Source organism: Actinomadura roseirufa (assembly GCF_900659635.1).
GTDB classification, from domain to species: Bacteria; Actinomycetota; Actinomycetes; order Streptosporangiales; family Streptosporangiaceae; genus Spirillospora; species Spirillospora roseirufa.
The window spans coordinates 1-22,563 of the sequence record NZ_CAACVB010000128.1 but is presented as its reverse complement, the minus strand read 5'-3'; the positions used below and the strand labels follow the sequence as shown (position 1 = coordinate 22,563).

Here is a 22,563-nt window from a genome sequence, read left to right as displayed (position 1 = left end):
GGCCCGCTCGGCGGCGGACCGGAAGGCGCCGGCCGAGACCGGGCCGCCCGCCACGGCCCGTTCCGCCGCGGTGGCCCGCACGGGCGCGGGCCCCATGTTGGTCAGCGCGACGCGGGCCTCGGCGACCGCGCCGTCGTCCCGCCGCACCGCGCAGGCGACGCCGACGATCGCCCACGCCTGCGCCGTCCGGTGGAACTTCTCGTAGTGGGTGCCCCAGCCCTCGCCGAGCTTCGGCACGCGGACGCCGGTGAGCAGCTCGTCCGGCTCCAGCGCCGAGGTCATCCAGTCGACGAAGAAGTCCGCGGCGGGGATCTCCCGCTCGCCCCGCGCCGACCGCGCGAGGAGCACCGCGTCCAGCGCCAGGGCCACCGCGGGCAGGTCGCCCGCGGGGTCGGCGTGCGCCAGCGACCCGCCGAACGTGCCGCGGTGCCGGACGGCGGGGTCGGCCACCGTCCGGGTCGCCTGCGCGATCAGCGGGGCGTGCGCGAGCACCAGCGGGTCCCCGATCACCTGGTGGTGCGTCGCCATCGCGCCGATCAGCACCGTGCCGCCCTCGTCGCGGATCTCGCGCAGCGACTCGATCCGGCCCAGGTCGATGAGCGCGTCGGGGTAGGCGAGCCGCAGCCGCAGCAGCGGCATGAGGCTCTGCCCACCGGCTATGACCTTGGCGTCCTCCCCGGCGTCGGCCAGCGCGCGGACGGCGTCCTCCGGCGTCGCGGGCCGCAGGTACTCGAACGTCGCGGGGATCATCGCGCACCTCCGGCGCTGCCGAGGCCGCCGCCGGCGCCGGGTTCGTCCCGGTCCGGCTCCGGTTCCGGCACCGATCCGTCCCGGACCGCCCGCCAGACCCGCTCGGGCGTGCACGGCATCGGCACGTCGTCGACGCCGTACGGGCGCAGCGCGTCCACGATCGCGTTGACGACCGCCGGGGTCGAGGCGATGGTGCCCGCCTCGCCGACGCCCTTCACCCCCAGCGGGTTGGACGTCGCCGGGGTCTCGGTGCGGTCGGTGTCGAAGTGCGGCAGGTCCGCCGCAGACGGGACGAGGTAGTCGGCCATGGTCGTGGTGGTGAGGTTGCCGTCGGCGTCGTAGACGGCCTCCTCGTACAGGGCCTGCGCGATGCCCTGCGCGAGCCCGCCGTGCACCTGGCCCTCGACGATCAGCGGGTTGATGACCTTGCCGACGTCGTCCACGGCCACGTACTTGCGCAGCCGCACCATCCCAGTCTCTGTGTCCACCTCGGCCGCGCACAGGTGCGTCCCATGGGGGAAGGAGAAGTTCTCCGGGTCGAAGGTGGCGTCGGAGTCCAGCGACGGCTCGATCCCCTCGGGAAGGTCGTGCGCCGCGAACGCGGCCAGAGCGACCTCCTGGAGTGTGCGCCCCTCCTCACGGACGCCGCGGACGCTGAACCGCCCGCCGCTGAACTCCAGATCCTGCTCGGCCGCCTCCAGCAGGTGCGCGGCCACCCGCCGCGCCTTGTCCACGACCTTGTCGCAGGCCGAGTACAGCGCGACGCCGCCCACGGCCAGTGACCGCGAGCCGTAGGTGTCCATGCCCTTCGGAGAGATGGCGGTGTCACCGTGCAGGACCTTCACGTCCTCGAACGGGACACCGAGCCGGTCGGCGGTGATCTGCGCCCACGCCGTGGCGTGCCCCTGGCCGTGCGGCGACGTCCCGGTGACGACCTCGACCTTCCCGGACGGCAGCACCCGCACCGCCGCGTGCTCCCAGCCGCCCGCCCCGTACGACAGCGAGCCCAGGACCCGGGACGGCGCGATTCCGCACATCTCCGTGAACGTGGACACCCCGATGCCGAGCTGGACCGGGTCGCGGCGCGCGCGCCGCTCGGCCTGCTCCGCACGGAGCTTGTCGTACTCGAACAGCTCCAGCGCCCTGTCCGTCGCCGCCTCGTAGTTCCCGGAGTCGTAGGTGAGCCCCGCGATCGTCTCGTAGGGGAACTCCTCGTGCCGGATCCAGTTGCGGCGCCGCACCTCGATCGGGTCGAGGCCCACCTCGGCGGCCAGCTCGTCCATCAGCCGCTCGATCGCGAACGTCGCCTCGGGACGCCCCGCGCCCCGGTAGGCGTCCGTCGGCGTCTTCGTCGTGAACACGCCCGAGCAGGTGAAGGAGTAGGCGTCCATCTTGTAGATGCCGTTGAACATGAACGCGCCCAGCAGCGGGATGCCCGGCGTGACCAGCATGAGGTAGGCGCCCATGTCGGCGAGCAGATCGACCTTCACCCCGCGGATCCGGCCGTCCCGCTCGGCCGCGAGCGTCAGCCGCTGGATCTGGTCGCGGCCGTGGTGGACGGTCATGTTGCCCTCACTGCGCGACTCCGTCCACTTGACCGGACGGCCCAGTCGCCGGGCCAGCAGCAGCGCGAGGACCTCTTCCCCGTACACCTGGAGCTTGGAGCCGAAACCACCGCCGACATCCGGTGCGACGACCCGGATCCGGTGTTCGGGGATCGCGGTCACCGTCGCCAGCATCAGCCTCAGGATGTGCGGAATCTGCGTCGCCGAGTAGAGCGTGAACTCCTCACCCTCAGGAACGCACAGGACGGAGCGCGGCTCCATCGCCGTCGGGATGAGCCGCTGCTGTACGTACCTGCGCTCCAGCAGCACCGGCGCGTCCCGCAACGCGGCGTCGACGTCGCCCTGCTCGAAGACCCACGTGTACGACTTGTTGGTTCCGAGGTCCGCGTGCACCAGGTCGGCGCCCTCGGCCAGCGCCGCCTCCATGTCCACGACCGCGGGAAGCGGCTCGTAGTCGATGTCGATGTCCTCCAGCGCGTCCACCGCCGCGTACCGGTCGCGGGCGATGACGCACGCCACCGGCTCACCGGCGTAGCGGACCTCCCGCACCGCCATCGGCGGATGGTCGGGATGCTTCATGTCCTCGGTGACGACCCACGCGCACGGGAGGACGCCCTGCTCGTCCACCAGGTCGGAGCCGCTCAGGGCCGCGACCACGCCGGGCCGCCGGCGCGCCTGGGCGGTGTCCACCCGGGTGATCCGCGCGTGCGCGTACGGGCTGCGCAGGAACGCCACGTGCAGCGTCCCCGCCGGGGTGATGTTGTCGGTCCACCGCGTCCGCCCGGTGATCAGCCGGGCGTCCTCCGACCGCCGCCGCGGGGCACCGACCTCGCCGACCGTCATGGCGTCGCCTCCCGCTCGGCCGGGGCCCGCATCTCGGCCGCGGCCCGCCGCACGGCCCGGACGATGTTCTGGTAGCCGGTGCACCGGCACAGGTTGCCCTCCAGCCCGTCCCGGATCTCCTCCTCCGACGGGTCGGCGTTCTCCCGCAGCAGGTCGATCGACGCCATGATCATGCCGGGCGTGCAGTAGCCGCACTGGAGCGCGTGCTCCTCGTGGAACGCGCGCTGCATCGGGTGGCCGGAGCCGTCGAGGCCGATCCCCTCGACGGTGGTGACGTCGTGCCCGTCGGCCTGGACGGCGAGCACCGAGCAGCTCTTCACGCTCATGCCGTCCATGAGGACGGTGCAGGATCCGCAGTTGCTGGTGTCGCACCCGACCGGGGTACCGACCTTCCCCAGCCGATCGCGTAAGTAGTGGACGAGCAGAAGGCGCGGTTCGACGTCGTCCTCGTACGTCGCACCGTCGACCTCGACACGGATACGTGGCATGCGTTCTCCCAGGGACGTCTCGGGGCGGACTGTGGAGAGAGACGTCCCTGGGCGGAGCGCGCTGATCCGGCCACGTCATCGGGGCCACCTCCGTGGAGCGACCTAACGAACGTATGCCGGGGTTGAATCGCGTACTAGACCCCGTTGTGGCTTATTTACCGGGGGGCCGAGTGAGGGCCGGCTAGTGCACGCGGAGCAGGACAGGCCAGGTCTTGGGGCCGACGATGCCGTCCGCGGTGACGCCGCCCCACTTCTGCACGGCCTTCACCGCCTTCTCGGTCGTGTCGTCGAACCGGCCGGTCATGCGCACCTCGGAGTGGCTGCGTGCCAGGAGGAGCCCCTGCACGCTCTCCACGTCCTCCCCGGTGGCACCCTTCCTGAGCAGGGGCAGTTTCTTCACCATGTCCTCCATCCAGTCGCTTCCGGCATAGGCGGGGCGTCCGTATCCGGCGATGACCGCGGACGCGCGGACCCGGCGCCGGCAGGCGTCGCCGGTGTTGGCCTCGATCGTCTGGACCCGTCCGCCGCCCAGGACCTTCTCGACGATGCCGACGTGGTCGATGGCGTTGATCGAGTTGGACGTGCCCCAGTCGAAGAAGACGATGTCGCCGGGCTTGGCGGCGTTGACCTCGGCGGTCGTGCCGGTGTGCCAGCGCCGGGCCTTCTGGAAGTCCTCGGCGTGCCAGACGGTGTAGGCGCGGTCCCCGCCGAGCAGGACGGCGCCGGCGTTGCCGCTGTGCCGCGCCCAGTACGTGACGGCCATGTCGCACCACGACGCCTTGAGGAACTCGTCGCCGTGCCGGGCGGCGTACTCGCGGGTGATCGGATTCGGCCGGCCGGACATCCCGAGGGACTTGCGGGCCTGCGCCAGCATCTGCGCCGCCGTGGTCATCAGGCGCCCTCCCCGCGGAAGATCCCGTCGGGGTCCGGAGCGCCGTACAGGTCCCTCAGGACCTGCTCCTCGTCGTCCTCGGTGGCCTGGTGGACGCCCGGGTTGACGTCGACCTTGGGCATATTGGCCAGTTCGTTCGCATCTGTTCGTGTCTGGGGGGTCACTGCTCCTCCGGAGCGTCGGCGTCGGGCCGCCCCGCTGTGTGGGCGGCCCTCCACCGACCGTAATGGGGTTCCCTCTTACTTCTCCGGTTTTCCCCCCAAAACACACGGCCGCCGCTAGACCCTCGCCGCTCGGTAAGCAACTCCGCCCACCGAGGCAACGCACTGACCAGCGGATCCGTCCGGTCTACTCGTCGTTCGACTCGCCCGGCGCGATCGTCTTGGACGACCCGTTCAGCGGACCGTTCGACGACTTGGGCGACATCCCGCTGGACGCGCCGCTCACCTCGTTGATGATGTCGCTGCCCGGACTCCCGTCCCCGTGGGCGAGGTTGTAGGAGCGGTCGATCTCCAGCCAGCTGTCGTTGCCCGCGTCGTCGCCGGAGTTGTAGGTGTTGAGCGCGTTGACGGCCACGGTGCGGGGCAGCGCGGCGGGCGCGTCCCGCGCCGCCGAGGCCGACGCGGCGCCCGCCGTCCCGGCCGTGAGGGCGCCGGTGAGGACGGCGCACAGAAGAGCCTTGATGAGCATGGTTTCCTTTCCCGAAAGGGGGGTCACGCAGCGGCGCGGACGGGTTCGGCCGCCGGTTCGGGCCGCTTGGCGAACCGCTGCGCGAGCCATGAGCAGACGAGCAGTTGCAGTTGGTGGTAGAGCATCAGCGGCAGCACGGCGGTGCTCACCGCGGCGCCGCCGAACAGCACGGTCGCCATGGGCAGCCCGCTCGCCAGGCTCTTCTGCGAGCCGCAGAAGAGGATGGCGACGCGGTCCTCGGCGGAGAAGCCCCCGGCCCGCGAGAGCGCCTCGGCGACGCCCAGCGCGATCGCCAGCAGTGCGGCGATCACCAGGGCCAGCACACCGAACTCGACCGGGTCCAGCCCACTCCAGACACCGGTCGTGACGCCCTGGCTGAACGCCGTGTACACCACCAGGAGGATCACGCCGCGGTCATAGAGCGACAGCAGCCCGCGCCGTGCCCTGACGTGGTCGCCGATCCACCGCTGGGCGGCCTGCCCTGCGAGGAACGGCAGCAGCAGCCGGACGGTGATGTCGCCCACGGACCCGAGCGAGAACCCGCCGTTCCCCGCCGTCAGCAGCGTCGCCACCAGAACGGGGGTGAGGACGACGCCGAGCAGGTTCGACAGCGAGGCGCTGCAGATGGCGCCCGCCTCGTTGCCCCGGGCGATCGACGTCAGCGTGATCGAGGACTGCACCGTGGACGGCAGCACGCACAGGAACACCACGCCCACGTACAGCGGCTCGCGCAGCGGGGAGACCAGCGAGCAGGCCACCCCCAGCGCGGGGAACACCACGAACGTCACCGACGAGATCGCCAGGTGCAGCCGCCAGTGCCGCAGCCCGCTCAGCGCCTCGCTCGTGGAAAGCCGGGCGCCGTAGAAGAAGAACAGCAGGGTGATCGCGGCGGTCCCCGTCCCGTCGAGGACCCCGGCCGCGCCGCCGCGGGCCGGGATCATCGCGGCGATTCCCACCGTGCAGAGAATCGCCGCGATGTAGGGGTCGACGTGCAGCCGCGTCAACGCCGCGGAGACAGCGCGCATCGGGTTCCTCGCTCCTTCCGGCCTCCGGTCCGGCCGTCGACCCCGGGCGCTCACGCCGGGGAGCCCGCCAGCTCCCTCGGGTGGTTCCGGCTGATGTTGCGTTCCAGCAGGGCCAGCGACTCCTTGACGCCGATGCTGCCCGCGGTGGTCTCGGGCAGCCGCCCGTCGGCGCCCTTGAGCCGCAGCAGCGCCTCGTCCATGGCGCTCTGCGCCGCGAACAGGCACGGCGTGCTGTAGATCGCCATGTTGACGCCGAGGTCGGCCAGCTCGGGCAGCGAGACCCGGGGCGACTTCCCGCCGGCGATCTGGTTGAACAGCAGCGGCTTGCCGCCGATCACCTTCCGGACCCGGTGGATCCATTCGACGCTGCGGACGCCGTCCACCAGGATGACGTCGGCGTCGGTCTCCGCCAGCGCCGCGGCGCGCCGCAGGATCTCCTCCTCGTCGGTGGCGTCGGTGCGCGCCACGACCACGAGGTCGCGCCGGGTGCGCAGCACCATCTCCAGCTTCTCCAGGTACTCCGGCAGCGGCAGGATCCGCTTGCCCTCGACGTGCCCGCAGCGCCGGGGCCGCTGCTGGTCCTCCAGGATCACGCCGGACGCGCCGATCAGCTCCAGCTGCTCGATGACGTGGCAGGCGACCTCGGGGTCGACGTACCCGTCGTCGATGTCGACGAGCAGGTGCTGGGCGGGGAAGGCGAGCCGCAGCCGCTGCACGAACGACACCATGTCCGGCCAGGCGATGAAGCCGATGTCGGGCAGGCCGTAGTACGAGGCCGCGAATCCGAAACCGGAAACGAAGAGGCCGTCGTAGTGCTGGGCGGCGACGGAGGCGGAGAACATGTCGAACACGCCGATGAGGGGGGTCACTCCATTCGACATGATCTCGCTTCGAAGCTCGTCTCCGTAATTCACGTATGACTCCTTTGATGCTCGGGGGGTGACGGGGGGTCGGCCGCTTTCCGGAGGCAGTGCCGTCATCGGTGAGCGGCGCGCGGAATTGCTCCTATTCCGCGTCACGAATAGTTACTCATCCATGGAGCATAGAGCGAGTAAGGCCAAGGTATGGCCCCGGCAAAATCGGACACTAACGGTCTATTTTGGGGGACGATCCACCGATTTATAACCATGATCAAATCACCGTGCGTCGCCATGGAACCCCCACCCGGAAGCACTACGCCACCGCCGCTGTCACGCTCCGTGCGGACCGGAACCGCCCCCCCCCCAGCCGTCCCCGCCCGCCCCGTCCCCCCGAGACGCACCCATCGTCAGCCAACCACGCCCCCGCAAACCACCCCCACAAAAGCCAACGACCTCCACCCGCGCCGAAGCCGAACCATTCTCAAGAGAAACCGACCGCACCCCGCCCACCTTTTGCCTCCGAGCGCCTCCCCGCCGACCGCTGCCGGGAGCCCCGCCGGCGCACCAGCCCGACGGCAAGGCGCGGACGTCCTCGCGTTTCAAATCCCGAAGGAGCGCGATCCGATTTTCCGAATGCCTGTCATGTCACCTCACCGAAGAAGTGCGCTCCTCCCGCGAGAGAGGTGTTCGCGTGTGACCCGGCCCGAACGAACGCCGCTCACACGGCCAAACACCTCGTCCGGTAAGTTGCATGAAACACGAAAAGGGGCGAGGTGCACCGGCCCCGGGCCCCATGGCCGATTCCGGCACCCCGCCCACCATTCCAAGCCCCACCGCGCCTCGCCCCCACCCCCCTCGGCCCCTTACCCTCGCCGACGACCCCCCCCGGGTCCCTGGCCAAGCCTTCCCACCCACCCAGAAACGGGCCCCGCCACGCCGCAAGCTGACCGCCACACCAACCAAGCACCCGACCCGGCACCCGACCCCGAGCGCAACGGGGTCATCGATGCCGATCCCGCGGGGAGAGCGCGTCCGTGTCGGGTGTCGTGTCGGGGGCCTGTGATCAAGGGCATCAGTGGTGATCGCGGAGGGACACGGCAACGCGCTTACCGAGGCGAGCTCGGGATGAGAAAGCCGGGCGACGGTGAAGACACCGGACACTTCAAAGTGACGTTTGGCCGATAGCCCTTGACGCTCTGCTAGCACCGGGGCGAGGCTCGTGCACGACTCTGCACACCAGCACCTCGGAGGGCGGCATGGACCTGGAGTTCTTAGGCGTCGACCCCGAGTCGGACGACGGCCAGTCGCCGACTGTATGGCGTGACCTCGCTACGGGCGACTACCTGCTGCGCGGGTGGACCATCGGCGACACGGAACGCGCCCAGGTCGGCGACGATCCGGTCGGCGAGATCACAATGCGGTTCCCTGCCCGGATGATGCGGTTCTTCCCAGAGGTGGCCGGTGACGCCGACGTATCGTGAGTTGCTGACCTCCGCGAACGTGTCCGCGGTGCACCTGGAGATGCGGGACGTCTATACCGTCGAGTCCGAGCAGGAGCGGATCGCCGCCTGGCGTACCGGACACAGGTACGACCCTGCCGACCGCGCCTCGTGGTGGCGGCCATGGCTCGACCTCATCGCCATGACCGTCGACCGGGGTGTCGACGTCCGCCGGGCCCGCATCGTCTCGGAACCGATCAGCGAGTACATCCGCTACTCCCATTCACACGCATTCACCAACGTGGCCGCCGGAGAAGGGCTCCGCTGGCTGTCGCGGGGGAGAGCGTCCGACCTGGCTTTGCCGGGGAACGACTTCTGGTTGGTGGACGGGTGCCTGGTGCTGTTCAACCTCTTCGATGGTGAGGGGCGCCCAACGGGTGTCGAGGTCAGTGAGGATCCAGGTACCGCGAAGCTGTGCGCGGCGGCCTTCGACGCGGTCTGGGATCGCGGTGTCGACCACCAGGACTACAGGCCCGTCTGACGCTGTGCCCGCCTCGCCGTCATCCAGCGTCCAGGAGGCCCGCAAGGCCCTCGCAGACAAGCTCAGGCAGATCCGAACCGAAGCAGGTCTGACCGGAACACAGTTGGCCGCCGAGGCAGGGTGGCATCGGACGAAGGTCTCCAAACTGGAGTACGCGGCCACCTCGCCGTCGGGCGACGACATCCGCACGTGGTGTCGGCTGTGCGGAGCGTCCGATCGTGCCGAGGATCTGATCGCCGCCCGGCACGAGGCGGACTCGCTGTACATGGAGTGGCGGCGGCTGCTCCGTAGCGGGCTGCGCCGCCAGCAGGAGTCCCAGCTGCCGTTGTACGAGCGGACGCGATCCTTCCGCGCGTACTCGGCGTTCCTGGTGCCGGGCTTGCTCCAGACGCGCGCCTACACCGCTGCCGTGCTGCATGCCATCAGGCAGCGCAACGGGCTGCACGACGACGTGGACGCCGCGGTCGCGGCCCGGATGGAGCGACAGCGAGTTCTGCACAAGAGCGGGCGCCGGTTCGCGTTCCTGGTGGAGGAGTCGGTACTTCGCTCAACGGTGGCGGACGCGGGGACGATGGCCGGGCAACTCGACCACCTCCAGGTGGCGACGCATCTCCCTGCCGTCAGCCTCGGTGTGGTGCCAATGCGCACAGGGCGGACACGCTGGCCGGCCGAAGGATTCTGGATATTCGACGATCTCCAGGTGAACGTCGAGCTGATCTCGGGATACCTGACCCTGCAGCGACCCACCGAGGTGGCGGAGTACGCACGAACATTCAGCGAGTTGGCCTCGATGGCGGTGTACGGGGACGCCGCGCGCGCCCTGATCACCGACGCATTGGCGACCCTTCACTAGTAGCTGCACACCTCTGCACACCCATAGTCGAGCGACGGGTCGCCTACATAGCGTGACGGGCATGGACGCCACCGAGCCCACGGCACCGCCGGACATCCCCTACGCCCGGCTAGGCGCGCTGATGACCCGCCTGCACGTGCACGGTCTGACGACCGTGCTCCAGCGGCGCAGCCTCATCGTGATCAACGGGAAGGGTGACGGTGCGGATGACCCGGCGCAGCCGTCCGACACCCTGACCTGCGGTCCGCGCGAGGACGACGCGGGCCGCCTGTGGTTCTTCAGCGCGTGGGGCAACCCCATCGCCGAGGCCGACGACATCATCGGCGCGGCCGTGGCGCTCACCGGAAAGCTCCAGGTCTGATGGCGTCGATTCCCGTATCTGCGATGGGGCCCCGCGAGGGCAGCGTGATGACCGTTCCGTACTCGCGAGGCTCCTGGACGGAGTGCCGGACGGCGCCGTACCCCTCCACAACGCGAACGCCCCAGGAGAGCGCGCCGACAGACCGTCCATCACGTCGGCCCGCACGGATCCGCTGCAGGAGGTGGCCAGCGACCGCCTCACACGCGGAGGCAAAGTCCCTGCGAGTGGACGGCGGAGCCTCGTCGGGCGCGGAGGCGACGGCAGGCGCGTCCTCCAGCGGCATAGGGGCAAGGGATGCGTCATGCCGCTCCTTCTCTGAAGGCGTTGGAGCCGTGTGTCGGCTGCGAGACGGCGGTGTCCCAACCCACGCCACGTTTCGTTGGTGGCACGCCCGGGCGCCGCGCGGGTGCCGCTCCGCCTCCTGCCGGCGTTGAGCGAAGCGCGCGGCCGCACGAGTGCCGGAGTAGCGCCGGTCTCGTGCCCGCCGCCCGGCCGGTCATCCCTGTTGCACCGCCCCGACCGGCCGGGCGGCCCCACCCCCGACATCGCAAAGGAGGGACCGATGGATGGCACCCCAGAGCGTGGGCACGGAGGGACGGGAAGCGCGGCAGGTCCCTCCGTGCTCACTTACCACGTCGAGGGCGGCACGGGTGTGTACCTCCTCCTCGACCCGGAGACGCGCGATATCCGTGGCACGCTGGTCGATCTCGGCGGCGGCTGGTGGAGATGCCGGACGCCCCGAGGCGACAAGCGAGAGGTGTTCGTCCCGGCCGACGTCGAGGAGCCGTGGCGGGACGCGGCCGAGCGGGTGAGCGACTCATGAGCGCCGAGCGCCTGAAGGATCGGGTCCAGAACGAGGAGGACGAGATCCGAGACCCGCTGTGGGAGATAGCGCACAGCACGAACGCCTGACCAGCCGGTCGCGTGGAGGGTCCGCCCCCTGGAGGGAGCGGACCCTTTCCGCTGTGCGTGCGCGGGTGTGCGCTTGACTACAGACAGTGGCATGATGTCGCACGGCAAGGGGGAAGACGGGGTGATTTGTGACCGGTGCGCTCGTTCGCTTCTCTGATCATCCGGACAAGGACGTCCGGAAGTGGCTGAAGCCCCTTGAGGAGGCCGGCTGGACCATCCACAAGGAGGGCCACGGGTTCACGGTCCGATGCCCCTGTGAGATCAAGTGCAGTGCGATCCGGATCGGCAGCACGCCGAACGAGGGCGAGGTGGCAGGGCGGTGGAGTACGGGTTCATCTTCGTCGTTGAAGGCGCCACCGTCGAGGACATCGACACCGCTGACCTGCTCTCGGAGCAGTTGGACGCCATGCTGGCGCGTGGCGGAGGTGTGGACCTCCTCGATGTCGCGGCCGAAGGAGAGAACGCCTTCGAGGCCGCCATGCACGCTTCACGAGCCATCAGGGCACTGGTGCCCCAACTGTGTCTGCTGCGGCTAGACCGTGAGCTGGTCGGCATCCAGGACATCGCTGATCGGGTGGGGGTGACTCGGCAGAACGTTCATCAGTGGATCCGGGGTGAGCGGCGTAACGATGAGCGCTTCCCGCAGGCGGAGGGCACGGTAGGCCGGACGCAAGCTTGGCTGTGGACCGAAGTCAACGCGTGGCTCGAGCGCATCGACAAGGGTGACGGCGTTCTTCGGCCGAACCGGTACGAGATGGCGGAGATCGATGCGGCCTTGTACAACAGCCTCGACGCCAAGACGGCGCCCACCGTGGACAGGTGGCTGCGAACTCTCCGGATCGGCGCCATGGCTTCTTCGGCGGAAGCCGCGTGGAATGTGGCGGTCGGTGGCGCAGCGCGGAGCGAGAGCACGGCTCGCACACTCAGGGTGAAGCGGGAACCGGATATGAGCTTCGTCGGGTTCGCTGCAGCGCGGCCGTTTGTAACGCAGCACCCCGTAGGCCACCACAATGCCTCGAGCGCCCTCGGCCCAGAGATCTCCACAGGAGTAGCGAATGAAGCTTGAGTGGCTCATCCTGGCCGAGGGCGTAGCACAGGATGCCGACGGAGCCCTGACCGCAGTCGGCCTCAACCAGAACATCCTGATCAGTAGCATATTGCCGACTGTGACCAAGCGCGCGATCATCGCGCACCTGAGCGGTCTTCAGCCCGGGGAGGAGTTGTCGTTTCGTTTCCGAGTCGAAAGCCCATCCGGTGAAGTGATCGCGGCTAATGCGGGCCGGGCCAACCTCGATGGGATTCCACCTTGGGCGGACCAAGGAGTCGAGGCGACCTTTGACATTCCTGCTGAGCTTCAGCTAGAGGTTCGGGAGTTGGGAAAGCATCGGTTCGTGGTGAGCATGGACAGTTCTACGGGCCAGCACGCCGAGGCGGATGTCCCCCTCTATGTGATCAAGCAGCCGCAGCAGGGGCGTCCGGATAAGGGCGGTAGCTGAGGCGTCCTCATCACCCCTACGAGGGTTCGCAACATCAAGCCCGACCGCGCGGCAAACGCACCGACCAATCCTCATAGGCCCCTACGAGGGCTCTCGGCGGCGTTCGAGGCGGCATGGGCTTGCGCGATCGACCACGGTTGACCGCGGCAGCCTTGGCTGTGGCGGCCGGGTGGCACCAGACAGGTTGGGGGAGGCCGCATTCCAAGCGCTGCGGGACCTGGAGGGGGTCAGAGGGTAGTCCCCTCAGATTCCTATCAAAGCCGTGTGAATGTGATCGTCGAGGTCGGCGACGAACCGCTCATGACGCCATGGGCCTAGTTCCAGACGCGCGCGCCGAAGGCGTTGCGCCGAGACGCGTCCTCGTGTCGTGGCGATCAGGTCAACGCACTCATGCAATTGGTCTGCAGCGCTCTCTGCCGCTCCCGGTCCTTGCTGGTGCAGACGGGCCAGTGCACGGTCGGTCAGTACGATGCCGCGCTGCACGATATCCCGCGCGCCGGTCAGCAGCGCGGCGGATTTCGCCAAATGTCTCTCGGCTTCCTCCGCCTCGCCGAGGAAGATCCCGCATACCCCTTCGAAGCCTCGCATCCGTCCTTTGGAGAAGACATCCGCTATTGGATCGCCTGCATGGTCCTGGTCGAGGTCATGCCACGCGAGGTGGAGGGCCAGATGCGCATGGCGATGTTGCGGCGGCTCCCCGCGAGCAGCCATTTCCGCCTGCAGTGCATGAGCACGCGCCCGCATGAGCACGCTCTCACCTCGTCGAGCATCCTCCACGGCCGCATCGGCGAGCGCGCGAGCCCGCGAGACGTCCCCCCTCATGTAGTACGTCACCATCGTCTGGCTCGACCGGGTCAGCGCCCGCCGTGACGGGTCGGTTCCACCGACCGCAGCTACTGCCTTGTCGAACAACACCGCCGCCGCAATGTCGTCGTGAGTCTCGAAGGCCAGCCTCGCGGCCAGGGCGAAAGCTCCGGCGGCAACAGGCTGCAGACGGGTGCGCATCGCCGTGGGCACCTCGCGAGCCAGTAGTTGCCTGCATGCGTCCACAATGGCCGCCTGAACGAGATGCAACCGGACGAAGGGCACGCTTCCGACCTGCTGGTCGACGGCATCGCTCGCGCTGCTCAGACCGACCACGACCGGCTCCCCAAGCGTTTCCGGCCGGGCAAGCGCAGCGGCCAACTGCGCGCGCAGGGACGCGCCGAGGAACGCCGGTAGGCTCACGCCGTCATTGGTCGCTGTTGCTGTGATCGAAGTCCTCAGCACGTCCAAACGGCCCGTTCCGGCGCCTTGCAGAGCGAACGCTTCGAGCAGTTTCTGAAATGGCGAACCGTACCCAAGGTCAATTACGCCCAGGGGGGTACGAGCATAGGCGAGGCCGAGTGTGAGTTGGTACTGCTCATCGGGCACGCTTGAGCCTTCCTCCCAGCGTGCGATTGTTCGGCGGACGCTGTTCAGTTGGGCGCTGGCGATGCGACCTATGCGCATGCTCCGGGCGTGGAGCCTGAGCTGACCGGCTAGGTCAGTCCATGACCACCCACGTTGTTCTCGGAGTCGGCGGAGGATCTGAGCGCCCGCCTGCCGGTCGGAGTCCACATGGCGAGTACACCATCGGTGGCGTCACACTGGCACTACCAAGCGCGGTATATCCAGGTCCGCGGCATAAGCGAGGGTGTAGAGGGTTCCGCTGTTGGTCGTTCCCCGGCGAGGGAACCCGATCACTAGGCCACTGCGGTCGACCATCCATCGATTCCGGGCGTGATAACCGTCCGTGCGGGCCTCGCCGCCCAGTTCGACCAGCTCTGCGAGACGGCCTTCCTCCTGGACGGTCGCGACCGCGTGGCGAGCATCGGCCGGCTGATCGCCCAGCCGGGCCGGGACGACCACGACGAGTTCGGCGTCGGTCTCGCTCGCCAGCCACCGCAGGCACAACGAGTCGATCCCCGACGCTCCACCCACGAAGAACCGGGCGTCGCCACCGAACGGCCTGACGTAGCGCTCGAACAGCGCCCGGTAGTTCTCCGGCGGCTGGTGGCCGGTGGACCGGGTACCTGTGATCGTCACAGCGTCCGGCATGGCCCTCGTCTCCGTGTCACCAGATGTCATCTCCCGTCGCCGGGACCACGCGAGTTCACTCGGTCCCATGAGCGAGGGACTCACCCAGCTTGCCACCCACCTTCAGGCCCGGGTCCTGTCGGCCGCACTCCAGTCCGAGGGCGACCAGCGCCCGGACCTCATCGTGACCAATCCCATCCCCTCGGCCCTGCGCGGAGGCAAGGACATGAACAGCCGGGACCGCAGTATTAAGGCGCGCCGCGAGGTGCTGGAGCTGCAGTTTCCCGGGGTCAGGCCCTGGTACGGCAAGGCCACGTCGCAGTGGTGGGCCCTCATGCCGTGGCACGGCTTGAAAGCAGCCTTCCTGGTCGGCGGCGTCGACTCCATCGAGAATCTCGGCCCGCTCATCCTGCGGGAGCTCGACCGCCGACGTGGCCGCAGCGGATCTCTGGCGGGGTCGTCTGCTGCGGCCGTGGCCCTTCTTGGCACCGCCCGCGGCGGCGGGACCGTCCCGGCTGCTCGCGGCGGCACGGAACGTCACCCGCATTCCGCGGGGACGCCTCCGCACCCACCGCGCGGCCACCGGCGGGGCACCCGATGACCAAGCGGCCCTCCGACGCCCAGCGCGCACGCGACATCTCCGAGGCCGTCGCCGCCTACAACCTCACGCTCGACAACATGCTCACCGCCCGGAAGTACTTCCAGGGCGAACGCACCGAGCACCCCGGCCTCTACGCCTGGGGAAACATCATCGAGCGCGCCGCCGCCCGGCAACGCGTGCGGGAAAGCCGACAGCAGCACGAGCAGCCGGACGACTCCGCTCCCTAGAGCCGGGGACGGCGTTCTGTGAGGTCCGACAGCCCCCCCCGGGACCCGAGCCTGCGCCGTCTCCACCCCATCTGCGGCCCTGGGCCTAGCGTGCGCGGCGCCCAGCGCCGCGGGAAGCATCGGGCGGCGGCGCCCCGACCGGCCGGGCAGCCCCACCCCCTACATCGCATGGGAGACCTTGATGGGCGGAACCTCAGAGCGTGGGCACGGAGGGACGGGAAGCGCGGCAGGTCCCTCTGTGCTCACTTACCGCGTCGAGGGCGGCGCGGGTGTGTACCTTCTCGTCGACCTGGAGACGCGCGATATCCGTGGCACGCTGGTCGATCTCGGCGGCGGCTGGTGGAGATGCCGGACGTCCCGTGGCGACAAGCGAGAGGTGTTCGTCCCCGCCGACGTCGAGGAGCCGTGGCGGGACGCGGCCGAGCGGGTGAGCGGCTAATGAGCGCCGAGCGCCTGGAGGAACTGGCGCTGCTGATACGCCGCCGCGTCTCCGGTGTCGTCCCGATGCTGCCGCGCGGCACGGCGATCCTGCACCTCATCCGAAGCGGCCAGGGACCCCACTACGTCGTCTGGCGCTCTCAGAGTGAGGCGTATTTCTGGTACTCCGGCCCCGACCACGGCACCCAACTGGCCACAACCGCCGAGCAAGCAGCCGAGCACATCGGCCGTACACTGGAAACATCGTCTACCCCCGCGAGGGTTCGCAACAGCCGGGCCTGGTGGACGTGGAGGCGTGGCGACCTGTCCTCATCGCCCCTGCGAGGGTTCACAACGAGGAGCAGCACACGCGACTGGCGTTCCTGGTGCCCACGTCCTCATAGCCCCTACGAAGGTTCGCAACGCATGGATCACCGCGCTGAGCGAGAGCGTGTCCAGTCCCATAGCCCCTACGAGGGTTCGCAACAGCGTGAAGTCCACGAACTGGCGGAGGCCGAGATGCACGTCCTCATTGCCCCGCGAGGGTTCACAACGTCACGGTGGACTTGACGAGTTCATCGGATTCGGGCAGGTCCTGGATAGGAGGCACGTACGGGTGGGTGTGACCATGGTCAATATGTGTGCAGAGGGCACAGGGCCAGTTCGTGAGTTTCAGCTTCGGGCTTGAAGGACTGCGTCGGTGTATTGCTCGGTGGTCAGATCGTCCTCGCTGATTCCCAGGTTCGTCAGGACCGTGCGGATGTCTGTGAGTGCCTCGTCTATCTCGTCCGCGTCGGCCATTGTCTCTAGTTCGACAAATGTGCCGGCGAGTTCCGGGACGGTGACCACGGTCGCGAGCATGTTCCGGCCGGCTGCGGTGAATCGGTAGTTCACGCAGTGCTTGGTCAGTCGCACGTGTTCGACGGCGCCGAGCGCGCGGAGGACGGTGTTGATGACGATCGGGTCTGCGACATTCGTCTCGTGTTCGGGTTTGGAGCGGGACGCTTCGTCTACTGCGGGCTCTTTGTAGGTGAGTAGGGTGCGCCGCGTCCCGGCCTGGTCGATGACGCGGACGCGGAGTTCGCGGCCCTCACCGGTGAGGGTTCCGTCGGTGCGGTCGTAGTAGGTGTCCCGGTAGGTGCTCAGTTCCTCGTCAGCTCGCCGTCGCAGCAGTCGACGCAGGTCTTCGGGGTCGCGGACGTGGGCCTTCAGCTCAACCTCGATCATCGGTCGTCCTCTCTGATGCGGCGGGCGGCGCCGCAAGCGCACCTGTCGCGACATTGCGGGGTAGCCCGCGAGCCTGGCGGAGGTCAGTCCGTCCCGTCGTTCCAGCCGCGTATCTGAGCGATCTGCTCGGCTAGGTCGGCCAGCGTTGACGACGGGCCGCCGGAACTACGGCTGGTCCGAAGCACCTTCCGCACACCCCGCGCGGTCACCGGGCCGGCCTGGAGCATCGGGATGTACGGGTCACGGGCAAGGCGGCCGTGAGCGGCTTCGTCGAGATAGGACATTGCGGCTTCGAGGTCACCGAGTTCCATGTGCAGGATGCCGCGGTGCCAGTTGAGCTCGGAAGTGTCCAGCCACCACGTCCAGTGTGGGTCACGAGGATGTAGGGACTCCTGCATCGCGCCTGACGCAGCGTCCAGTGTCCGCAGCGCGCGCGCCCGATCGCCGCCCTGGGCTAGGGCACGGGCGGCGCGCAGCTTGAACAGCGCCTCGACGCGCGGAGCGAGGACGGCGGCCTCCATGGTGTGCTCGGCGATCTGGAGCGCCTCGCGGCTGTGCCGCTGGTGGACGTCGATGAGCGCGAGGTGCGACAGCTCGAACAGCTCCATGGCGCGATCGCCTGCGAGCCGGGACAACAGCATCGCCTCATGCGTGGTCGCGCGCGACTCCTCCAGCCGGTCGGCGTCGTACAGCGTCCACGCGGCGATCTCGCCGGTCTCACCGGCGGCGGCCTGAAGATCGCGCTCGTCGGCGTTGTGACGTCCGGTGGCCAGCGCCTTCCTCGCGGTGGTGAAAGCGTGCGTGGCGAGGTCGGCGATGCTCGTCCCGCCGAACCGAGAGTCGAGCACGATGAGGTGCTGGTTGGTGTCACGGACGCTGGCGGCGTAGTCGAGCGACACCGTCCCGTCGATGGTGGGTAAGACGGCCTGGAGCCGCGCCAGCTCGGGGTGGGACCAGTACGGGGGCGCCTCCCGCACCTCACGCAGGCGGGCACCGATGGCCTTCTTGCTGGGGGTCATTCGCGATGCACCTTCCGGAGCGTCCGTGCAGGGGATGGGCGTCATCCCCCGCCGTCCCTCACTATCCCTCTGCCCTTGGGCGCCCACCGTGGTTTCACTTGGAGTGACCAGATAATCACAATGCATCACAGGGGTGGCCTGGGGACCTAGACGTCGCGCGCCGCCGACCGACCGGAACCCGTGCCTGACTTTGAGGCCGATGACGAGGTGCGTCTTCGCTCGTTGCCTGTGAGGTTCTGCAAAGCAGACGGCCTCGCCCTCGGAGGGAGGGCGAGGCCGCTGTGCGTTGGGCTGGGGGGTTAGTGCTCCGGGTTGAGGGTCGTGGTGTAGAGGGACTTGCCGGTCAGGTCGCGGAGGTGGACCGTCAGGTCGGCCGAGTGGGCGTCGATCTCTACTTCGCCGAAGAACTGCGAGCCTTCCAGGGGGGAAGTGTTCGCGTGGGGGGCGGCCTGGACGAACTTCGCCTGGGGGCCGAAGGTGTTGTCGAGCTTGTTGGGGCCGAAGGCGCCGGCGTTGAGGGGGCCTGAGACGAACTCCCAGAAGGGGGTGAAGTCCGAGAAGGACGCCTTGGACGGGTCGTAGTAGTGCGCCGCGGTGTAGTGGACGTCGGCGGTCAGCCAGACCGTGTTCCGGACGCGGCGCTTCTTGATGTAGGAGAGCAGGTCGGCGATCTCGCGCTCGCGGCCGAGGGGGGCGCCGTCGTCGCCCTGGGAGGAGGACTCCTGGGCGGTGCCGTCGGGGACGACCAGGCCGATGGGGAGGTCGTTGGCGATGACCTTCCATGTGGCGTTGGAGTTGCGGAGCTCGTGCTTGAGCCACGCGGTCTGCTCGGCGCCGAGGAGGCCGTCCTTCTGGTTCGGGTCGCGGCCGTCGTCGTTCGGCGACTTGTAGGTGCGCATGTCCAGCATGAAGACGTCGAGTAGGGGGCCGTAGGAGATCTTGCGGTAGAGGCGTCCGCTGCGGGCCGTCCGGACGGGCGTGTACTCGAACATCGCGCGGCGGGCGCGGGCCGCGAGGACGTCCACGCGCTTCTCGGTGTACTGGGGGAGGTCCAGGATCTCGCCCGGGTACCAGTTGTTGAGGGTCTCGTGGTCGTCCCACTGGTAGAGCATCGGGACGCGGGCGTTGAACGCCTGGAAGTTCACGTCCTGGAGGTTGTAGCGGAACTGGCCGCGGTACTCGGCGAGGCTTTCGGCGACCTTGGTCTTCTCGGCGGTGACGATGTTGCGCCACACCCGGCCGTCGGGGAGCTTCACCGTCTCGGCCATCGGGCCGTCGGAGTAGACGAGGTCGCCGCTGCACAGGAAGAAGTCGGGGTCGACGTCGCCCATCGCCTTGAAGATGCGGTAGCCGCCGAACTCGGGGTTGATGCCCCAGCCCTGGCCGGCGAGGTCGCCCGACCAGACGAAGCGGATGTCCTGGCGGTGCCGCGGCGCCGTCCGGAAGCGGCCCTCGACGGGCTCGGACGTGACGGTCCGCCGGTCCAGGTCGACGAGGCGGACGCGGTAGTGCAGCTCCTCGCCCGCGGGCAGGCCGTTGAGGAACGCCTTGCCCGTCAGGTCGGTGTCGGGGGTGATGACGGGGCCGCGCACGGTCCGGGCGTCCCGGAAGTCGGGGCGGCGGGCCAGCTCCACCAGCATCCGCGACGGACGGTCCGCGCGGGCCCAGACGACCGCCTCGCGGGCGGTCACGTCGCCGGCCTGTACGCCGTGGGTGAGGCGCGGACGGTCCGCGCGCAGCAGGCCCGGCGCGCCCGCGCGCACCGCGGCTCCCGCCTGTCCGCCGGTGAGCACGCCCAGGGCCGCCCCTCCGCTCACTGCCAGCCCACCGCGCAACACGGTTCGACGGTCCATGGACGAACTCCGTTCCTTTGATCCTGTTTCTCCGGCGCATGCTCTCCCTTTCCTGGGGATTCTCGGGTGGACGGGTGATGAAATCCGACGTTCGACTTGACAACGCTCGGTGACGGAGTGTCTCCTAGTCCCCATGCCAGCGCGAGTCTCCGTTGACAGCCCCGTGGCACTTCGCCGTGTGGCCAGCGCGCTGTGTCCTTCGTGTCGCCGCTGATCAGCACATCCGCCGGGTGACGCCGTCTCCCGAACATCGGCCCACACGAAGGACCTCTGGACCATGGTTCCCGATCTCACCATGCGTGGTCAGGACGACCCGCACGGCCGCGCCATCATCGCCCGGCCGCCGACCGTCGGCCAGCTCGCCGCCCGCCTCCACGACCTGGCCGTCTCGCCGCGGCGCTGGTGGAACCTCGTCGAGTTCGACGCCGCGCGGCCCGTCCCGCTGCGGCTGGACGGCCTCGACGGGGCCCGCGTCTGGTTGACGACCTGGCCTCCCGGCCACCGCACCACCGTCCACGACCATGCCGAGCCCGGCGTGAGCACGCTGGTCGCGGGTGAGCTCGCCGAGGTCGTCATCACCTCCGAGGGCGTCACCGAACGTCCTCTGCGAGCCAACCGGATCCGCGTCCACGGCCGCCGCACTCACGCCTTCGCCAACCCCGGTCCCGCCTACGCCATCAGCCTGCACGGCATGCTCACGGCTCAGGGAAGCGCGCTTTCCTGAGCTGGGCCGTCGTGTCCCGGGGACGGGACGGCGCCCAGGGCTCGGAGGATGTGGTCGGCGAGGGACTCCAGGTAGTCCGGTTCCAGGGCGGCGTGGCGGACCTTGAGGTGCCAGTAGAGCGGGGCGGCGACGAGGTCGAGGGCCAGTTCGATGTCGGTGCCGGGGGAGAGCTCCCCCCGGTCGACGGCGCGGCGGAGGGTGGCCGCGCCGCGCGCGCGGCGCGGTTCGCCGATCATGGTCCGCATCGCCTCGGCCAGCGCCTCGTCGCGCCCGGCCTCGGCGACGAGGTCGGGCAGGACCGCCGCCATCGGCGGGGTCGTCAGCCAGGCGAGGATCGCGCGCAGCGTCGCCAGCAGGTCGCCGCGCAGGGAGCCGGTGTCCTCGATCTCCGCGAGCGGGACGGCGCGCTCCGACAGCGCCGCGACGACCATGTCCCGCTTGGCCGGCCAGCGCCGGTACAGGGCGCTCTTGCCGACGCCCGCGCGCCGCGCCACCGCCTCCATGGACAGCCGCGCGTAGCCGTGCTCGGCCAGCTCGGCGAGGACGGTCGCGGTGATCGTGGCGGTGATCCGCGGCCGCAGGACGGCCGCGCCGGTCGCGGCGCGGCGTGGCTTGCCGGTCATGGTCCCCGAGCATACGTGTGGACGGGACGGACCCGTCCCGCCTAAGGTATCAACAGGACGAGACGGTATCGTCCCGTCCAGATCTGGAGGGCGGCGATGGGCGGACGCGCGAGTCACGTGCTGGTCACGGGCGGGACCGGGAAGACGGGCGGCCGGGTCGCGGCGCTGCTGCGCGAGGAGGGCGTGCGAGCGCGGGTCGCCACCAGGAGGCCGGAGGGATCCGGCCAGGTGCGCTTCGACTGGTTCGCGCCCGCCACCCACGGACCGGCGCTGGCCGGTGTGGACGCGGTGTACCTGGTTCCGCCGGTCGGCGTGGCCGAGCCGGCGCCGGTGGTCGCGCCGTTTCTGGACGAGGCGGTGCGGGCGGGTGTGCGCCGGGTCGTCCTGCTGGGGTCGTCCGCCATTTCGGCGGGCGGGTCCGGGTCGGGGGCGCTGTACGGGCTGGTGCGGGAGGCCGTCGCGGAGTGGACGGTGCTGCGGCCGTCGTGGTTCATGCAGAACTTCCTCGGCGCGCATCCGGTCGCGGAGGGCATCCGGCGGTCCGGGGAGATCGTCACCGCGACGGGGACGGGCCGGGTGGCGTTCGTGGACGTCGCCGACATCGCGGCCGTGGCCGTGCGAGTCCTGCTGGACGCCGTCCCGCACGACACCGAGTACATCGTGACCGGACCGGAGGCCCTCGGGTACGCCGACGCCGCGGCCGTCGTCGCCGCGGCGACCGGGCTGGCCGTCCGGCACCGGCCGGTCGGCGCGGCCGAGCTCGCCGCCCGGTTCGCCGCCGCGGGGCTCCCGGCGGACTACGCCGCCGTCCTCGCCGGGCTGGACGAGGGGATCGCCCGCGGTTCCGAGGACCGTGTGACCACGACCGTCGAGGCGATCACGGGGCGCCCGCCCCGGTCGTTCGCGGCGTTCGTCGCCGCCCACCGGGACGCCTTCATCGGCTGACGCCCTTCGCCGCGCGAGGTCGTGCGCCGAAAAGGGAGACCCCCGCCCGCGAGGTCTTGGGTTCTAGGGGTGATCGCAACACCGGTTGATCAACTGGCTGGTGTGAGGAGCTTAGCGAGACGCTCGGCTGGGGTTTCCCAGCCGAGCGTTTTGC

At 69.6% G+C, this 22,563-nt stretch carries 26 protein-coding genes; 12 read left to right on the top strand and 14 right to left on the bottom strand.

Annotated elements, in window-relative coordinates:
• The 8 genes from E1291_RS24690 to E1291_RS24660 form a co-directional block, all read right to left on the bottom strand.
• The coding region (locus tag E1291_RS24690) for an FAD binding domain-containing protein (RefSeq protein ID WP_131740366.1) at positions 1-750 on the bottom strand (750 nt) is incomplete at its 3' end.
• A complete protein-coding gene (locus tag E1291_RS24685) occupies positions 747-3,158 on the bottom strand; it encodes a xanthine dehydrogenase family protein molybdopterin-binding subunit (RefSeq protein WP_131740365.1) in 2,412 nt (803 codons plus the stop codon). The genes E1291_RS24685 and E1291_RS24690, both read right to left, overlap by 4 nt.
• Positions 3,155-3,646 (bottom strand): (2Fe-2S)-binding protein, encoded by a 492-nt coding sequence (locus E1291_RS24680; protein WP_131740364.1) that lies wholly within the window; start codon positions 3,644-3,646, stop codon positions 3,155-3,157. Before E1291_RS24680 ends, E1291_RS24685 begins: the two co-directional genes overlap by 4 nt.
• A 181-nt stretch (positions 3,647-3,827) precedes the next feature.
• A complete protein-coding gene (locus E1291_RS24675; RefSeq protein ID WP_131740363.1) occupies positions 3,828-4,538 on the bottom strand; it encodes a peptidoglycan-binding protein in 711 nt (236 codons plus the stop codon).
• Complete coding sequence (locus E1291_RS44715; protein ID WP_278045283.1) at positions 4,538-4,660, bottom strand: hypothetical protein; 123 nt, start codon at positions 4,658-4,660, stop codon at positions 4,538-4,540. The genes E1291_RS24675 and E1291_RS44715 overlap by 1 nt, the downstream gene beginning before the upstream one ends.
• Positions 4,661-4,886: 226 nt before the next feature.
• Positions 4,887-5,228, bottom strand: a complete 342-nt coding sequence (locus E1291_RS24670; RefSeq protein WP_131740362.1) for a hypothetical protein — start codon at positions 5,226-5,228, stop codon at positions 4,887-4,889.
• A gap of 23 nt (positions 5,229-5,251) precedes the next feature.
• Complete coding sequence (locus tag E1291_RS24665) at positions 5,252-6,253, bottom strand: bile acid:sodium symporter family protein (protein WP_131740361.1); 1,002 nt, start codon at positions 6,251-6,253, stop codon at positions 5,252-5,254.
• A 50-nt stretch (positions 6,254-6,303) separates the two neighbouring features.
• Positions 6,304-7,167, bottom strand: coding sequence for an isocitrate lyase/PEP mutase family protein (locus tag E1291_RS24660; RefSeq protein ID WP_207400917.1), 864 nt, complete (start codon positions 7,165-7,167; stop codon positions 6,304-6,306).
• Between the two features lie 1,202 nt (positions 7,168-8,369).
• On the opposite strand from E1291_RS24660, the gene E1291_RS24655 reads away from it, so the two are divergent.
• The 7 genes from E1291_RS24655 to E1291_RS24625 all read left to right on the top strand — a co-directional run bounded on the left by E1291_RS24655 (position 8,370) and on the right by E1291_RS24625 (position 12,715).
• The gene (locus E1291_RS24655) at positions 8,370-8,594 is read left to right on the top strand and encodes a hypothetical protein (RefSeq protein ID WP_131740360.1); all 225 of its coding nucleotides are present in this window, start codon (positions 8,370-8,372) and stop codon (positions 8,592-8,594) included.
• Positions 8,575-9,093: a DUF6879 family protein gene (locus E1291_RS24650; RefSeq protein WP_131740359.1), complete on the top strand. Its 519-nt coding sequence runs from the start codon at positions 8,575-8,577 to the stop codon at positions 9,091-9,093. The genes E1291_RS24655 and E1291_RS24650 overlap by 20 nt, the downstream gene beginning before the upstream one ends.
• Positions 9,062-9,946 carry a helix-turn-helix domain-containing protein gene (locus E1291_RS24645; protein WP_306434481.1) on the top strand — a complete coding sequence of 295 codons (885 nt, stop codon included), beginning with the start codon at positions 9,062-9,064 and terminating at the stop codon, positions 9,944-9,946. The genes E1291_RS24650 and E1291_RS24645 overlap by 32 nt, the downstream gene beginning before the upstream one ends.
• Positions 9,947-10,007: 61 nt before the next feature.
• Entirely contained in the window at positions 10,008-10,307 is a 300-nt protein-coding gene (locus E1291_RS24640; RefSeq protein WP_131740357.1) for a hypothetical protein, read from the top strand.
• 619 nt (positions 10,308-10,926) lie between these two features.
• Positions 10,927-11,130, top strand: a complete 204-nt coding sequence (locus E1291_RS24635) for a hypothetical protein (RefSeq protein WP_131740356.1) — start codon at positions 10,927-10,929, stop codon at positions 11,128-11,130.
• A 408-nt stretch (positions 11,131-11,538) separates the two neighbouring features.
• Positions 11,539-12,285: a helix-turn-helix transcriptional regulator gene (locus E1291_RS24630; protein WP_131740355.1), complete on the top strand. Its 747-nt coding sequence runs from the start codon at positions 11,539-11,541 to the stop codon at positions 12,283-12,285.
• Positions 12,275-12,715 (top strand): hypothetical protein, encoded by a 441-nt coding sequence (locus E1291_RS24625; RefSeq protein WP_131740354.1) that lies wholly within the window; start codon positions 12,275-12,277, stop codon positions 12,713-12,715. The genes E1291_RS24630 and E1291_RS24625 overlap by 11 nt, the downstream gene beginning before the upstream one ends.
• Before the next feature lie 243 nt (positions 12,716-12,958).
• Here the strand turns inward: E1291_RS24625 and E1291_RS24620 are convergent, their stop codons facing one another.
• Positions 12,959-14,314 carry an NsdA family TPR-like regulatory protein gene (locus tag E1291_RS24620; protein ID WP_503108242.1) on the bottom strand — a complete coding sequence of 452 codons (1,356 nt, stop codon included), beginning with the start codon at positions 14,312-14,314 and terminating at the stop codon, positions 12,959-12,961.
• Between the two features lie 24 nt (positions 14,315-14,338).
• A complete protein-coding gene (locus tag E1291_RS24615; RefSeq protein WP_131740352.1) occupies positions 14,339-14,794 on the bottom strand; it encodes a hypothetical protein in 456 nt (151 codons plus the stop codon).
• 67 nt (positions 14,795-14,861) lie between these two features.
• Here E1291_RS24615 and E1291_RS24610 point away from each other — a divergent pair, with 67 nt between their 5' ends.
• From E1291_RS24610 to E1291_RS24600, 3 genes are all read left to right on the top strand, one after another.
• Positions 14,862-15,374, top strand: coding sequence for a hypothetical protein (locus E1291_RS24610; RefSeq protein WP_131740351.1), 513 nt, complete (start codon positions 14,862-14,864; stop codon positions 15,372-15,374).
• On the top strand, positions 15,371-15,601 hold the full coding sequence (locus E1291_RS24605; protein WP_131740350.1) for a hypothetical protein: 231 nt from the start codon (positions 15,371-15,373) through the stop codon (positions 15,599-15,601). The genes E1291_RS24610 and E1291_RS24605 overlap by 4 nt, the downstream gene beginning before the upstream one ends.
• Positions 15,602-15,839: 238 nt before the next feature.
• The gene (locus E1291_RS24600) at positions 15,840-16,040 is read left to right on the top strand and encodes a hypothetical protein (RefSeq protein ID WP_131740349.1); all 201 of its coding nucleotides are present in this window, start codon (positions 15,840-15,842) and stop codon (positions 16,038-16,040) included.
• 650 nt (positions 16,041-16,690) lie between these two features.
• Here the strand turns inward: E1291_RS24600 and cyaB are convergent.
• The 3 genes from cyaB to E1291_RS24585 form a co-directional block, all read right to left on the bottom strand.
• Positions 16,691-17,245, bottom strand: coding sequence for a class IV adenylate cyclase (gene cyaB, locus E1291_RS24595; protein WP_131740348.1), 555 nt, complete (start codon positions 17,243-17,245; stop codon positions 16,691-16,693).
• An 83-nt stretch (positions 17,246-17,328) separates the two neighbouring features.
• The gene (locus tag E1291_RS24590) at positions 17,329-18,264 is read right to left on the bottom strand and encodes an NsdA family TPR-like regulatory protein (RefSeq protein WP_131740347.1); all 936 of its coding nucleotides are present in this window, start codon (positions 18,262-18,264) and stop codon (positions 17,329-17,331) included.
• Positions 18,265-18,563: 299 nt separating this feature from the next.
• Positions 18,564-20,117: an alkaline phosphatase D family protein gene (locus E1291_RS24585; protein WP_131740346.1), complete on the bottom strand. Its 1,554-nt coding sequence runs from the start codon at positions 20,115-20,117 to the stop codon at positions 18,564-18,566.
• A gap of 277 nt (positions 20,118-20,394) precedes the next feature.
• Between E1291_RS24585 and E1291_RS24580 the strand changes: the two genes are divergently transcribed.
• Positions 20,395-20,841, top strand: a complete 447-nt coding sequence (locus E1291_RS24580; protein WP_207400916.1) for a cupin domain-containing protein — start codon at positions 20,395-20,397, stop codon at positions 20,839-20,841.
• On the opposite strand, the gene E1291_RS24575 is transcribed toward E1291_RS24580, so the two are convergent.
• Positions 20,820-21,464, bottom strand: a complete 645-nt coding sequence (locus E1291_RS24575) for a TetR/AcrR family transcriptional regulator (protein ID WP_131740345.1) — start codon at positions 21,462-21,464, stop codon at positions 20,820-20,822. The genes E1291_RS24580 and E1291_RS24575 overlap by 22 nt on opposite strands.
• A 96-nt stretch (positions 21,465-21,560) precedes the next feature.
• Between E1291_RS24575 and E1291_RS24570 the strand changes: the two genes are divergently transcribed.
• Positions 21,561-22,409: an NAD(P)H-binding protein gene (locus E1291_RS24570; RefSeq protein WP_131740344.1), complete on the top strand. Its 849-nt coding sequence runs from the start codon at positions 21,561-21,563 to the stop codon at positions 22,407-22,409.
• The last annotated feature ends 154 nt before the right edge of the window (positions 22,410-22,563 follow it).

What these genes read in the sequence shown, in the direction of transcription:
- E1291_RS24685 (WP_131740365.1), bottom strand. Translation starts at nt 3,158, where the DNA reads ATGACGGTCGGCGAGGTCGGTGCCCCGCGGCGGCGGTCGGAGGACGCC.
- E1291_RS24680 (WP_131740364.1), bottom strand. Translation starts at nt 3,646, where the DNA reads ATGCCACGTATCCGTGTCGAGGTCGACGGTGCGACGTACGAGGACGAC.
- E1291_RS24675 (WP_131740363.1), bottom strand. Translation starts at nt 4,538, where the DNA reads ATGACCACGGCGGCGCAGATGCTGGCGCAGGCCCGCAAGTCCCTCGGG.
- E1291_RS44715 (WP_278045283.1), bottom strand. Translation starts at nt 4,660, where the DNA reads ATGCCCAAGGTCGACGTCAACCCGGGCGTCCACCAGGCCACCGAGGAC.
- E1291_RS24670 (WP_131740362.1), bottom strand. Translation starts at nt 5,228, where the DNA reads ATGCTCATCAAGGCTCTTCTGTGCGCCGTCCTCACCGGCGCCCTCACG.
- E1291_RS24665 (WP_131740361.1), bottom strand. Translation starts at nt 6,253, where the DNA reads ATGCGCGCTGTCTCCGCGGCGTTGACGCGGCTGCACGTCGACCCCTAC.
- E1291_RS24655 (WP_131740360.1), top strand. Translation starts at nt 8,370, where the DNA reads ATGGACCTGGAGTTCTTAGGCGTCGACCCCGAGTCGGACGACGGCCAG.
- E1291_RS24640 (WP_131740357.1), top strand. Translation starts at nt 10,008, where the DNA reads ATGGACGCCACCGAGCCCACGGCACCGCCGGACATCCCCTACGCCCGG.
- E1291_RS24625 (WP_131740354.1), top strand. Translation starts at nt 12,275, where the DNA reads ATGAAGCTTGAGTGGCTCATCCTGGCCGAGGGCGTAGCACAGGATGCC.
- E1291_RS24615 (WP_131740352.1), bottom strand. Translation starts at nt 14,794, where the DNA reads ATGCCGGACGCTGTGACGATCACAGGTACCCGGTCCACCGGCCACCAG.
- E1291_RS24610 (WP_131740351.1), top strand. Translation starts at nt 14,862, where the DNA reads ATGAGCGAGGGACTCACCCAGCTTGCCACCCACCTTCAGGCCCGGGTC.
- E1291_RS24605 (WP_131740350.1), top strand. Translation starts at nt 15,371, where the DNA reads ATGACCAAGCGGCCCTCCGACGCCCAGCGCGCACGCGACATCTCCGAG.
- cyaB (WP_131740348.1), bottom strand. Translation starts at nt 17,245, where the DNA reads ATGATCGAGGTTGAGCTGAAGGCCCACGTCCGCGACCCCGAAGACCTG.
- E1291_RS24590 (WP_131740347.1), bottom strand. Translation starts at nt 18,264, where the DNA reads ATGACCCCCAGCAAGAAGGCCATCGGTGCCCGCCTGCGTGAGGTGCGG.
- E1291_RS24585 (WP_131740346.1), bottom strand. Translation starts at nt 20,117, where the DNA reads ATGGACCGTCGAACCGTGTTGCGCGGTGGGCTGGCAGTGAGCGGAGGG.
- E1291_RS24580 (WP_207400916.1), top strand. Translation starts at nt 20,395, where the DNA reads ATGGTTCCCGATCTCACCATGCGTGGTCAGGACGACCCGCACGGCCGC.
- E1291_RS24575 (WP_131740345.1), bottom strand. Translation starts at nt 21,464, where the DNA reads ATGACCGGCAAGCCACGCCGCGCCGCGACCGGCGCGGCCGTCCTGCGG.
- E1291_RS24570 (WP_131740344.1), top strand. Translation starts at nt 21,561, where the DNA reads ATGGGCGGACGCGCGAGTCACGTGCTGGTCACGGGCGGGACCGGGAAG.